Source organism: Rhodococcus sp. GXMU-t2271 (assembly GCF_041414735.1).
In the GTDB taxonomy this organism is placed as follows: Bacteria; Actinomycetota; Actinomycetes; order Mycobacteriales; family Mycobacteriaceae; genus Rhodococcus; species Rhodococcus indonesiensis.
On record NZ_JAUIZP010000003.1, the window covers coordinates 64,866 to 76,623 of the forward strand.

At 66.5% G+C, this 11,758-nt stretch carries 13 protein-coding genes; 10 read left to right on the forward strand and 3 right to left on the reverse strand.

Features of this window, described 5'->3' with window-relative positions:
* Positions 1-40: 40 nt before the first annotated feature.
* Positions 41-433: a type II toxin-antitoxin system VapC family toxin gene (locus QYS60_RS02390; protein ID WP_289378202.1), complete on the reverse strand. Its 393-nt coding sequence runs from the start codon at positions 431-433 to the stop codon at positions 41-43.
* Positions 418-666, reverse strand: coding sequence for a type II toxin-antitoxin system Phd/YefM family antitoxin (locus QYS60_RS02395; protein WP_029539937.1), 249 nt, complete (start codon positions 664-666; stop codon positions 418-420). Before QYS60_RS02395 ends, QYS60_RS02390 begins: the two co-directional genes overlap by 16 nt.
* A 186-nt stretch (positions 667-852) precedes the next feature.
* Here QYS60_RS02395 and QYS60_RS02400 point away from each other — a divergent pair, with 186 nt between their 5' ends.
* The 3 genes from QYS60_RS02400 (at position 853) to QYS60_RS02410 (ending at position 4,760) form a co-directional block, all read left to right on the forward strand.
* On the forward strand, positions 853-1,911 hold the full coding sequence (locus QYS60_RS02400; RefSeq protein ID WP_289378201.1) for a beta-mannosidase: 1,059 nt from the start codon (positions 853-855) through the stop codon (positions 1,909-1,911).
* A gap of 363 nt (positions 1,912-2,274) precedes the next feature.
* A complete protein-coding gene (locus QYS60_RS02405) occupies positions 2,275-2,772 on the forward strand; it encodes a hypothetical protein (protein WP_010593321.1) in 498 nt (165 codons plus the stop codon).
* A 245-nt stretch (positions 2,773-3,017) separates the two neighbouring features.
* Positions 3,018-4,760, forward strand: a complete 1,743-nt coding sequence (locus QYS60_RS02410) for a hypothetical protein (protein ID WP_371382328.1) — start codon at positions 3,018-3,020, stop codon at positions 4,758-4,760.
* A gap of 33 nt (positions 4,761-4,793) precedes the next feature.
* On the opposite strand, the gene QYS60_RS02415 is transcribed toward QYS60_RS02410, so the two are convergent.
* The gene (locus QYS60_RS02415; protein WP_124258614.1) at positions 4,794-5,678 is read right to left on the reverse strand and encodes a helix-turn-helix transcriptional regulator; all 885 of its coding nucleotides are present in this window, start codon (positions 5,676-5,678) and stop codon (positions 4,794-4,796) included.
* A 311-nt stretch (positions 5,679-5,989) separates the two neighbouring features.
* Between QYS60_RS02415 and bsh the strand changes: the two genes are divergently transcribed.
* From bsh to QYS60_RS02450, 7 genes are all read left to right on the forward strand, one after another.
* Positions 5,990-6,961 carry a choloylglycine hydrolase gene (gene bsh, locus QYS60_RS02420; RefSeq protein WP_124258615.1) on the forward strand — a complete coding sequence of 324 codons (972 nt, stop codon included), beginning with the start codon at positions 5,990-5,992 and terminating at the stop codon, positions 6,959-6,961.
* Positions 6,962-7,247: 286 nt separating this feature from the next.
* Positions 7,248-8,270, forward strand: a complete 1,023-nt coding sequence (locus QYS60_RS02425; RefSeq protein ID WP_371382329.1) for a zinc-dependent alcohol dehydrogenase family protein — start codon at positions 7,248-7,250, stop codon at positions 8,268-8,270.
* Positions 8,271-8,322: 52 nt separating this feature from the next.
* Positions 8,323-8,802, forward strand: coding sequence for an MFS transporter (locus QYS60_RS02430; protein ID WP_244213175.1), 480 nt, complete (start codon positions 8,323-8,325; stop codon positions 8,800-8,802).
* A 553-nt stretch (positions 8,803-9,355) separates the two neighbouring features.
* Complete coding sequence (locus QYS60_RS02435) at positions 9,356-9,685, forward strand: PadR family transcriptional regulator (protein WP_289381619.1); 330 nt, start codon at positions 9,356-9,358, stop codon at positions 9,683-9,685.
* 2 nt (positions 9,686-9,687) lie between these two features.
* Positions 9,688-10,056 carry a DUF1048 domain-containing protein gene (locus QYS60_RS02440; protein ID WP_289381617.1) on the forward strand — a complete coding sequence of 123 codons (369 nt, stop codon included), beginning with the start codon at positions 9,688-9,690 and terminating at the stop codon, positions 10,054-10,056.
* On the forward strand, positions 10,053-10,847 hold the full coding sequence (locus QYS60_RS02445) for an ABC transporter ATP-binding protein (RefSeq protein WP_289381615.1): 795 nt from the start codon (positions 10,053-10,055) through the stop codon (positions 10,845-10,847). The genes QYS60_RS02440 and QYS60_RS02445 overlap by 4 nt, the downstream gene beginning before the upstream one ends.
* Positions 10,844-11,617 (forward strand): ABC transporter permease, encoded by a 774-nt coding sequence (locus QYS60_RS02450; protein ID WP_371382330.1) that lies wholly within the window; start codon positions 10,844-10,846, stop codon positions 11,615-11,617. Before QYS60_RS02445 ends, QYS60_RS02450 begins: the two co-directional genes overlap by 4 nt.
* Positions 11,618-11,758 lie beyond the last annotated feature (141 nt).

Genomic DNA, 11,758 nt, shown 5'->3' on the forward strand with positions numbered 1-11,758 from the left:
GTCCCGGTGATCGGAGCCTGCAGCGATCGCAGGTTGTCCTTCAGATGGTGTCGACCTCCAGTAGGTGTTCGATGCCGCGGAGATCGTCCGCGTTGCGGGTGACGAGTCGGGCGTTGTTCGCGTGCGCGGTGGCGGCAATCACCAGATCGAGTGCTCGAGGCCGAGGTTTGCGACCGTACGCGTGCACGGCCGCGGCAAGCTGTCCGTAACTTCGAGCGACACTGGCGTCGACAGGGAGTGGCTCGAACGCGCGCTCCACGGCGACCAGGCGCTGCAACCGCTGAGCGCGCTGCTGCGCGGTGGTCGCGACCAGGACTCCGAAGTGCAGTTCCGCCAGACTCACGGCGCTGATCGCGACCTCGCCGTCAATGGGCGGAACATCCCTCGCGATCAGGATGCTCGTATCGAGTACCGTCCTCACCGCGATGCCCACGGGTCCGCGATCGGGTCGTCGATCAGGTTGCGGTCTGCCTCCCACGTCGGATCGGTGTCGGTTCGAAAGATGCCGGCGACCTCGTCGAAGGCACACCACGTCTTCCGTCCGGCCGGGCCGAGGATCGCACTCGGGCGGCCGGCGACTGTGATCAGCATCGTCTCTCCCGCTTCGGCACGCTTGACGTAGTCGCTGGCGTGCTGGCGCAGTTCCTTCAACCCCACACTCTCCATACCCGATGGTAGCACTAATGCTACTTATGGACTTCGACTTCGTGCGTGGCGAGTGCCGGATTGCAGAGCTCTGTTTCGACCACTGGCGGACGGCGCGCGCGGCAAGTGGACCCGAACCGGTCTTCACCTGCCGTCGACACAGCGGACGGGCTTCCTGTCGGGTCGGCAAGCGACTACCGTTCGCGCATGCGCGCAGCCGTGGTCGTCGCCTGCCTGATCGCGGCGACCGCGTGCGCGCCACCACCGCCGTCCGAGTCGCCGGAGCCGCCGCCACCGCCGCGCGTCGCCGTCGACCACCGCGGCCTGACCCTGGACGGAAAACCGTGGTGGCCGGCCGGGCTCAACGCGTACCAGCTCGCCTCCGACTGGGACGTCAACGGCGGCTGCGGCGCGCAGGTGGATCTGGATGCGTACTTCTCGTCCCTGCCCCCGACATCGCTGACCCGGTTCAACGCCTTCCAGGCGCTCGCGCTGAACCGGGTCACAGGGACGCTGGACTTCTCCGCGATCGACGCCGTGTTCGCCGCCGCGGAACGGAACGGGCAGCTGGTGATGCCGGTGCTGTCCCCGCAGGACGGCGCGTGCGGCAACGAGCTGTACAAGGATCGCGCCTGGTACGAGCACGGCTGGACCGTACGCCGGGCGCCGTACGCGGTGAGCTTCGCGGACTGGGTGCGGCTGGCCGTGGACCGATGGCGGGTCTCACCCGCGCTCGCCGCATGGGACCTGCTGGGTGAGCCCGAGCCGGGCGTGTGCGGCGACGAGGCGTGCAGCCTGCCGCGACGTTCGTGCCCGGCCGACTCGGCGCAGCTGCTGCGGTCGTGGATCGATGCGGTCGGCCGCATCGTGCGCGAGACCGATCCGCGGCACCCGATCACCCTCGGCCTGATCGGCGGGGATCAGTGCGGCAGCGCCGGGGACGGCTACGCGCAGCTCGCACAGTCGCCCTACCTCGACGTGCTGCAGTACCACGACTACGACGACGCGGCGTGGCTGCCGGTGCGCCTCGGCCAGGTGACCAAGCCGATCCTGGTGGCCGAACTCGGCATCGAAGCCGGCAGTTGCCTGTCGCTCATCGAGCGTGCCCAGCGGGTGGACGAGGCGCTGACCGGCTACCGCGAGGCCGGTACCGCCGGTGCGCTGCTGTGGGCGTTCGTGCCCGACCCCCGCGGCGACCAGTGCACCTACGACATCGGTCCCGGCGATCCGGTGCGTGACGTGCTGGCGCGACACGGGAGCCGCTGACCTGGGCCGTCGAGCAGTTGGTCGAGTCCTGGCCATCGACCTCTCAGGGTCGAAGAGGCTATGCCGGAGCCGAATTCAGCTGATCCGAGCGGAAATGTGCTCGACAGCGGGCGCCTTTCGTTCCTGACCGGTCGTCCTGGCGAGCCCGCACCCTTCCTGCAGTGGTCCGGCTACTTCACGGCGGATGGACCTTGTCGTCTGCCGAGCCGTGCGAACTATGTCAGCCCGGACCGCAATCCCTCAGACGTGGGATCGACATCGGTGGACTTCGGGCCCGAGGATCGATATCGGAGAGACGCGCGACTACATGGATATTCGACCCTGCAGTCGACACCTAGGCTCGGACCCGGAAGGAAAAATCCAATGAGTATCGTGGCAATCGCGGCTGTGGCAGTTGCGATCAAGCAGATGGCGGAGTCGCTGAGAACCGTTTACGGCGTCCTGGACGGCGACCGGGGCGTCGCTATCGCAGTTGCAAATCACACGTCGCATGAGCTCGAAATTGCCTGGACTTCATTCGACCACGGCGGATGGGCAGAACCGCCGGATCAGATGGTTCCGCCAGGAGAAGCCTCCCTGTTCTCGGTGAGAGACAAGGGCTTCATGACAGGAACAAAAGGGTGGCTGACATACAGCATCAATGGCTCGGACCCTCAGTGTTGGGCGCAGATCTTCTGGGATAATCCCTTCTTGGGGCAAAACAAGGCGGGGTGCTGGGATTTCAACAGGGTCCCTGTAGGGGATGTCATGAAGAAGATGTTCCCCGAGGGTCTCCCGGTGAGTGCCGCGGGCTACCGGATGACCGCCATTTCGGGCACGGGAAATATTTGTCAGAACAAGTACGAGGTGTTCGAGGGGTGAATGAGACGTCCCCGATCCGACAGCGGCCCGGCGATCCGGTGCGGGGTGTGCTTCCCGGCACGGAGCCGCTGAAATGTGCCGTGTCGTCCCGCGAGTGCGCCGACGTGCGCCCAGCCGTCATCTAACATCGAGCCACCGCGCGTCGGGTCGTTCGAACAGAAGTGTCCGCCAAACGGATACGTCCGAGACCCGCGCGACGGCGAGCCCGCGGCCGCGGTGCTCCGGTGAAGGGGAGGAACTGCGGTATGAGGCGATCCCAGGGATTATGGTCGGTGGCGACGGTCCTGGCCGTGTCGATGTCGGCATGCTCCACCGAGTCGCCGCCGTCCGAACCGGCGGCACCCGATTCCGCACCGGCGCACCTCGCGTCGGCGCCGGTGGAGGCCGGCGGGGTCGAGCTCACGGTGCAACTACCGGAGGGGGCGGTCACGGTCGAGGGGAGAGCGGGGGTGGCGCCGGTCGGCACCGAGCTGGTCGTCGATCCGCTCGACCCCGTCGACACCGGCGACGGCGCGGCACTGCGTTTGAGCCGGCCTGCCGCGTCGATCACCCTCGGAGGCGGGCAGCAGCCCGAGTCGGCGCTCACCGTCCGGTTCCGGATCCCGGACGGTGAGGACACGTTCGACGATCTGACCGACGATCAGCAGCCCGTGGTGGTCGCGCGCAGTGACCGCAACCCGGACGTCTCCGAGCTGCTGCCCGCAACGTGGGACGAGGCAACCCGAACACTCTCCGCCGAGACGACTCACCTGTCGGAGTTCCGCGGCGGAGTCGTCGACTTCTCCGACATGCGGCAGACCGTCGAGGAAAACGTGGAGGGCTTCTTCGGCACGTCGATCGACGAACCGGCGTGCCACGGTGAACCGGTGACGATCGGCGACGTCACCTACGATGCGATCACCCCAGGTGAGAAAGTCGTCTACCCCTGCCTGGCCGAGGAGGACGGCAAGCTCGTGGTGTCGCTGCACTCGAACTCTTCCCTCGGCTGGATCGCCCGGTCGACGCCGCCGCCCACGGAGCGGGCGGAGACCACCGAACTGTCGGTGGGCGCAGCCGGCAGCTCGATCGTCTACGGATCGATCCTCGCGTCCGACGTCGGCGACGGTGCTCTGCTGCACCCGCGGGGCGTCACCGATCTGGTGTACGACACTTCCGACGTGCCACGGACGATCGACCTGCGCGTGCACGCCGCGATGTCGCTGGTCGACGCTGCCGCGCACGGCCTGTCGATGGTGTGGGGCGGGAACACACTGCTCGACATGACCAACCCCGGCGACATCGTCGCCACCTTGGACTGCATGGGCGATCCGATCACGATGGAAGGCATCGTGTCGGCGAGCGACCGGGAGGCAGGGGACCTGAGCCGCAAGGCGATCGAGTGCACCACCACCGCCGGTGGGTGGGCCGTCAAATCACCCAGCTTCTCGCCGGCCGGCACCGCGCGGGAGGCGTTGGGCAGCTTCGTCACCGGGATCGGCTCGCTGCCGAAGAGCGCCGGCTTGCTGGGGTCCATGGTGGAGGGGCTGGGCGGCGAATTCACCGGCCGCAACTCGGCGACGGTCGTCCTCCGCGCCCGCGGCGGCGATGCGGTGGACATGTCGGACGTGCCCGAGGAGGTGTACGCCATCGACCGCTTCGAACTCGACAACCAGATGACCGAACCGGTCCGCGCGGGCCGCAAGATCGGACCGTACCTGTATCAACTGTCGACCGGTGCGGACCCGGCCGTCGAAGTGTCGTACGGGTGGTCGGCCCGTACCGGCGACGAACGGTACGGCGGGGAGCACTGCCAGATCACCGTCACCCTCACCGGGCCGGAGGGGGAGCGTCACGAGGACCACAAGTCTGCCCGCTGCTCCGACGGGTACGCGTCGTCGTTCGGTGGACTGACGAAGTTTCGGGTAACCACCCCGGGCCAGTACACGCTGCGGCTGCAGGATGTCGTCACCGGTCTGAGCGCGGAGTCGACGTTCACCGTCGAGCGGTGAGACAAGGCGACGCACTCGACGCGACGGCTCGGGTCAGCTGGATGCTTCGGTCGCCGGGAGGTGCGTGGCGGCCCAGATGGCGAGAACCTTGAGCCGGTCCTCGGATGCGGTTGCGGGTTCGGCGGTGTAAATGGTCAGGTCCAGGACCCAGTCGTCGTCCGCGGCCAGGTCGAGGGAGTGGTAGACGAGGTCGAGCGGCCCGACCACGGGATGGTTGAACTGCTTGCTCCCGGCGTGGTGGATGCGGACATTGTGGGCCGCCCACCGGGTGCGGAATTCCTCGCTGAGCGTGGACAGTTCGCCGACGAGGTGGCGCAGGTCCTTGTTGTGGGGGTCGCGGCCGGCTTCGGCGCGCAGCAGTGCGACGGTGACGTTGGCGGCGCCGTCCCAGTCCGGGAAGTAGTCCTGGGCGCCGGGGTCGAGGAACTGGAACCGGGCGATGTTGGCGGGTCTGCGGTCGTCGGTGAACAGCGGCGAATACAGCGCGCGGCCGAGCGCGTTGGTGGCGAGGATGTCCATGCGTCCGTTGCGGACGAACGCGGCGGAGGCGGTCATCGAATCGAGCATCCACTGCACCCTCGGCCGCACCTGAGCCTGTTTGCGGGCGCGGGGTGCGCGGTGGGTGGGCCGGGCGGCGCGGGCGAGGTCGAACAGGTAGGTGCGTTCGGCCTCGTCGAGTTGCAGTGCCCGGGCGACCGCCTCGAGGACGTCTTCGGAGACGCCGCCGATGTGCCCCTTCTCCAGGCGGGTGTACCACTCGGTGCTCACCCCGGCCAGCACGGCGACCTCCTCGCGTCGCAGCCCGGGGACCCGCCGGCGGCCGCCGCCGGCGGGTAGCCCGACCTGCTGCGGGGTCAGCCGGGCCCGCCGGGTGGTGAGGAAGCTCCGGATGTCGGCGCGATTGTCCACGCCGTCCACGGTACGTCCGGTGTGTCGCGGAGGGAGGTTGCAGTTGTACCCCCATGAACGCGACCTCCCGTGCGGGCGGTGCGCGCTCGAGTTGCACCAATTCAGTGTGCCGACCCCGATCTGGGATTCGGGATCTCGAGGGAATCGAGGATGCTCACGGCATCGTCGGTGCGCGGATCGACGGCGGTGTGTTCGTGCCCGGCGATTGTGACTTCCTGGCAGCGCCGCGCTGACATACTGGAAGAAACTCGCAGAATCAGACATCCTGAACTTGCGCGCAGATGCCGATACCGTGGGTCGAGATTGTCCGGAGGAGCCGTATGTGCACAGCCGCCAACTACACCGCCAAGGACCACTACTTCGGCCGGAACCTCGACCTCGAGTATTCGTACAGGGAATCGGTGACGGTCACGCCGCGTAACTTCCCGTTCGAGTTCCGCAGGGTGCCTGCGCAGAGGACGCATCACGCCATGATCGGTATGGCAACCGTGGCCGATGGTTACCCGCTTTACTACGACGCGACCAACGAGAAGGGCCTGAGCATGGCGGGGCTGAATTTCCCCGACAATGCCGACTACAAGCCCGTCTCGGAGGACGGGACCAATATCGCGTCGTTCGAGTTCATTCCCTGGGTCCTGGGACAGTTCGAGACCGTGGCTCAGGTTCGAGACGCACTGGCAGACGTGCGCATCGTCGACCTCGCGTTCAGCGAAGAGTTCCCACCTTCCCCGCTGCACTGGATCATCTCCGACCGGAACGAATCCATCTCTGTCGAGTCGGTCCGAGAGGGCCTGAAAGTCCACGACAATCCGATCCAGGTCCTCACCAACAACCCGACATTCGATATCCAGTTGTTCAACATCAACAACTACATGAGTCTGTCCGTCGATCCGCCGGAACCGCGATTCTCGAAAGAGATACCCTTCGACACCTACAGTCGCGGACTCGGTGCTGTGGGATTGCCCGGAGATCTGTCCTCGATGTCGCGTTTCGTCAAAGCTGCCTTCACCAAAGTGAATTCGGTATCGGGCGAGTCGGAATCCGAGGCGATCAGTCAGTTCTTCCATATTCTCGGCTCCGTGGAACAACAGCGGGGATGTGTTCGGCTCGACGACAAGTACGAGATCACCATCTACTCGTCGTGCTGCAATACGAGCAAGGGCGTCTACTACTACCGGACCTACGAGAACAGTCAGGTCACCGGCGTGGATATGCACAGAGAAGATCTCGACGGAAGCGCCCTCGCGGCATACCCCCTGGTCAAAGAACAGCAGATCCTCATGCAGAACTGAGCCGGGAGGCGGCAGGGTCGTTGTGCTGTCGTGTTCGGGCACGACGAGTCGTAGTCATACAGCAAGCGTGTCATTTCCCGAACCCGCACCGCTGTCACCAACACAATGCCGGATCGGTTCCGAGAATCGGCCGACCTGGTGCGACTCAGGTCCGGTGCGTCGCCGAGGGAGGTTGCAGTTGTACCCCCCATGAACGCGACCTCCCGTTCGGACGGTGCGCGGGGTTCCATGGAACGCGGGCCGGAGACATGCCGGACATCGAGTTCGAACATCAAGGAGCACCGTCATGCGAGGAGCAGTCCTGCACGCCCCCGGCGACGTCCGTGTCGAGGAACGCGACCTTCCGTCCCTCGTCGAACCCACCGACGCGATCATCAGACTGTCCGCGAGCTGTGTGTGTGGCTCGGACCTGTGGCCCTACCGCGGGGTCGAGACCTACGACGGCCCGATCCCCATGGGCCACGAGTACGTCGGCATCGTCGAGGAGATCGGCGGGGACGTCGCCGATATCAAGGTCGGCGACTTCGTCGTCGGGTCGTTCTTCGCGTCCGACAACACCTGCGAGATCTGCCGCGCCGGCTACCAGAGCTCGTGCGTCCACCGGGTGATCATGGGCAGCCTCGGTTCCCAGGCCGAGTTCCTGCGGGTTCCGCTCGCGGACGGCACGCTGGTGGCCACGCCCGGGATGCCCGACCCCGACCTGATCCCGTCCTTGCTGGCTGCCTCGGACGTCCTCGGCACCGGATGGTTCGGTGCGGTCGCCGCCGAAGCCGGACCGGGCAAGACCGTCGCGGTCGTCGGCGACGGCGCCGTCGGCCTGCTCGCGGTGCTCGCGGCCAGGCAACTCGGCGCCGAACGGATCATCGCGATGAGCCGCCACGAACCGCGCCAGCGGCTGGCCCGCGAGTTCGGTGCCACCGACATCGTCGTCGAGCGCGGCGACGCGGGCGTCGCCCGGATCAAGGAGCTCACCGGCGGGCTGGGGGCGCACTCGGTGATCGAGGCCGTCGGCACCCAGGAGTCGATGATGCAGGCCATCCGGTCCACTCGGCCCGGCGGACACGTCGGGTACGTCGGTGTCGCCCACGACGTGCAGCTGCCCGGTGACGAGCTGTTCTTCTCCCACGTGCACCTGCACGGTGGTCCGGCACCAGTCCGGCAGTACCTGCCCGAGCTGATCGACCTGATCTGGAATCGAAAGATCAACCCGGGCAAGGTGTTCGATCTCGAGCTGCCGCTCGGGCAGGCCGCCGACGGGTACAAGGCCATGGACGAGCGGCGCGCGATCAAGGTGCTGCTCCGCCCCTGACCTCCGGTCGCCCGCGCCTCGAATCCCGCCCCCAGGCCGGGCGCTGGGGATCGTGCTCAGCCTGCTCACCGTCTTCGGCCCGATCTCGATGGACCTGTACCTGCCGGTCCTGCCCGCGCTCACCGCCGACCTCGGGGCGAGCACGTCGGCGGCGCAGCTGACCGTCACCGCGTGCCTGCTCGGGCTCGCGCTCGGGCAGGTCGTCTCAGGTCCGCTGTCGGACCGATTCGGCCGCCGTCGCCCGCTGCTGCTCGGCGTCGCCGCCTACATGGTGGCGTCCGCGTGGTGTGCGGTGAGCCCGAGCATCGAGACGCTCGTCGCGGCGCGCCTGGTGCAGGGGGTGACCGGCACGGTCGGCATCGTCATCGCCCAGGTCGCCGACCGTGATCTGTACTCCGGTGCCCGACTGCTGCGGTATTACGGGCGACTCACCGTCCTGGGTGGTCTGGCGGCCATCGTCAGCCCGGTCATCGGCGGGCAGCTACCGCTGGATGAGCTGATCGAGGTGTACTCGTTGAACCGGATGCCGTAATGATGGATCGACCAGCCACATCCCACCTGCGACGATCCACATTCGTCCTTCGCCGTCGTACGACACCTCCGGGTACGGCGAGAAGACAGCCAGACGGCACTTCGATGCAAAGGTGACCGGGTCGAGCACCGACAGCAGGCAATACCAATCGCTGAGGGGGTTCGGTTCGACACTCGAGTCACCCCCGGGATGCACGACCCATATCCACGGCCCGGCAGTTCCGCCCGCAGATCCCCTGATCGGAACACTCTCGACCTCACCGGCTGTCAGATCCGGCCGGATCGGTGCCTGTCGTCCTCGCAGGTCGACCAATCGTCGCGGATCGTTCCCGACGAAGAACGTGCCCGTCAGGGCCACAGGCCGGCTGCGCGAGACCTGTATCCACTCGATCGTCCTGAGCCGCAACAGTTCACCTCCTCGACCTCGGCTCCACTGGCAGGTTCCCCGTGTCCGGCAGGGTCGAAAAATCTCCCACTACTAAGTGTTGCCACCTACCGGTACCCAGTGATACTTTCTACCGGTAGTCAGCGACACCAGGTACTGGGAGAGAGTGATGGGCAAGCAGGCGACCGAGATGCTCAAGGGAGTCCTCGAGGGCATCGTGCTCGCGATCCTCGCGACACGGCCCGCCTACGGGTACGAGATCACCACACAGCTACGCGAGCAGGGCTTCACGGACATCGCGGAGGGCACCGTCTACGCCCTACTCGTCCGGGTCGAGCAGCGTGACCTCGTCGACGTGGAAAAGGTTCCATCCGAGAAGGGCCCGCCGCGCAAGGTGTACACCCTCAACGCGCGGGGGCAAGACCGACTCAGCGAATTCTGGAGGAACTGGAGCTTCCTCGCAGAACGTATCGAACAGCTGCACGAAGGAGAGAAGTGATCATGGCCGCCAAATGGATCGAATTCCTCACCGGATCACTCGAGCAGAAGAAGCAGTTCAAGCGGTACAAGGCCCGGATCGAGAAGCTGCCGGAACCCTACTCGAGCACCGCGAAGGCCTTCCAGCGGTACCTCACCTACTACGGTGGCATCACCGACGGCGGCACCCTCGTGACGATGCTCGGCGACTCCGCCGACTTGTGGGAGCGCGCCGCGGCCGACGGAACTCCGCTCCGGAAGATCGTCGGCGAAGACCCCGTCGAGTTCGCCGAGACGTTCGCGCAGGCCTACACCGGCGCGCAGTGGATCGACAAGGAGCGTGCTCGCCTCACCAAGACGATCGAGGACGCCGAACGCAAGGAGCAGCGATGACCACCGCCATCAGCGTCAAGGGCGTCGAGAAGTCGTACGAGCAGTTGCACGTGTTGCGCGGCGTCGACTTCGAGGTCGAGGCAGGCAGCATCTTCGCGTTGCTCGGCTCGAACGGCGCCGGCAAGACCACGCTCGTGAAGATCCTCGCCACGCTGCTGAAACCGGACGCCGGGCAAGCCGCCGTCACCGGCTTCGACGTGGTCGAGGACGCCGCCGACGTACGCGAATCGATCAGCCTCACCGGCCAGTTCGCCGCCGTGGACGAGATTCTCAGCGGCCGGGAAAACCTCGTGCTGATCGCCAAACTGCGCCATCTACCCGATCCGAAGGTGGTGGCCGACCAGCTGCTCGAGCGCTTCTCACTGACAGCAGCCGGGGACCGAAAGGTCTCGACGTACTCGGGGGGCATGCGCCGGCGCCTCGACATCGCGATGAGCCTCATCGGCAACCCGCCGATCGTGTTCCTCGACGAACCCACCACCGGGCTCGATCCGCAAGCGCGCATGGAGGTGTGGCAGGTCGTTCGAGACCTCACCGCAAGGGGCACGACCGTCCTCCTGACCACGCAGTACCTGGAGGAGGCCGAGCAGCTCGCCGACCGGATCGCGATCCTGCACGAGGGCCGGATCATCGTCGACGGCACCCTCCCCGAACTCAAGCGCCTGCTTCCCCCCTCGAAGGTGGAATACGTCGAGAAGCAGCCCACCCTCGAAGAGGTCTTCCTCAGCATCGTCGGTGGCGGCGCCGGCGCCGAAAAGCCCAGTGCCACAGATGGAAAGGAGCCGAAATGACCACCCATGTCGTCTCCGACACCGCGGCCCTCACCGGACGATCCCTGCGCCACATCACCCGCAGCCCCGACACCATCATCACGACCGCGGTCACGCCGGTGGCCATCATGTTGCTGTTCGTGTTCGTCCTCGGCGGCGCCATCGACACCGGCGCCGGAACGGGCACAGCCGCGTACGTGAGCTACCTGCTGCCCGGCATCCTGCTCATCACCGTCGCCTCGGGCGTCGCGTACACCTCGGTGCGACTGTTCAACGACCTGCAGGGCGGCATCGTGGAACGATTCCAGTCGATGCCGATCTCCCGGTCCTCGGTGTTGTGGTCACACGTCCTGACCTCCCTGGTCGCCAACCTGACCGCACTGGCCATCGTCGTCGGGTTCGCCGTCCTCATGGGGTTCCGTTCCGGGGCAAACATCCTCGAATGGCTCACGGTCGCTGTAATCCTCATCCTGTTCACGCTGGCGCTGACCTGGCTCGCGGTCATCGCCGGCCTGTCGGCGAGCACCGTCGACGGCGCGGGGGCATTTGCCTACCCGCTCATCTTCCTGCCGTTCGTCAGCTCCGCCTTCGTGCCCACCGAGTCGATGCCGGGCCCGGTGCGGGCATTCGCCGACAACCAGCCCGTGACGTCGATCGTGAACGCGGTCCGTGACCTGCTCACAGGCCAGCCGGTGGCCGGTGACCTGTGGGTGGCCCTCGCCTGGTGCGCCGGCATCCTGGTCGCCTCGTACACCGCAGCGGCCATGATCTACCGACGCAGATTCTCCTGACCGTCATCACGCCGGAACAGTTGCAGCTTGCCCCGTGACTCTCTCCACCTGACGCCGCAACTCTCAGACCGCTCGACCAGCCCAGATCGACGCGCGAATCGCCGCGCTGCACGCGGTCCAGAGGTCGGATCCGCATCTTCC

Coding starts and splice junctions, on each gene's coding strand:
- QYS60_RS02395 (WP_029539937.1), bottom strand. CDS start 666: ATGGAGAGTGTGGGGTTGAAGGAACTGCGCCAGCACGCCAGCGACTAC.
- QYS60_RS02400 (WP_289378201.1), top strand. CDS start 853: ATGCGCGCAGCCGTGGTCGTCGCCTGCCTGATCGCGGCGACCGCGTGC.
- QYS60_RS02405 (WP_010593321.1), top strand. CDS start 2,275: ATGAGTATCGTGGCAATCGCGGCTGTGGCAGTTGCGATCAAGCAGATG.
- QYS60_RS02410 (WP_371382328.1), top strand. CDS start 3,018: ATGAGGCGATCCCAGGGATTATGGTCGGTGGCGACGGTCCTGGCCGTG.
- bsh (WP_124258615.1), top strand. CDS start 5,990: ATGTGCACAGCCGCCAACTACACCGCCAAGGACCACTACTTCGGCCGG.
- QYS60_RS02425 (WP_371382329.1), top strand. CDS start 7,248: ATGCGAGGAGCAGTCCTGCACGCCCCCGGCGACGTCCGTGTCGAGGAA.
- QYS60_RS02435 (WP_289381619.1), top strand. CDS start 9,356: ATGGGCAAGCAGGCGACCGAGATGCTCAAGGGAGTCCTCGAGGGCATC.
- QYS60_RS02440 (WP_289381617.1), top strand. CDS start 9,688: ATGGCCGCCAAATGGATCGAATTCCTCACCGGATCACTCGAGCAGAAG.
- QYS60_RS02445 (WP_289381615.1), top strand. CDS start 10,053: ATGACCACCGCCATCAGCGTCAAGGGCGTCGAGAAGTCGTACGAGCAG.
- QYS60_RS02450 (WP_371382330.1), top strand. CDS start 10,844: ATGACCACCCATGTCGTCTCCGACACCGCGGCCCTCACCGGACGATCC.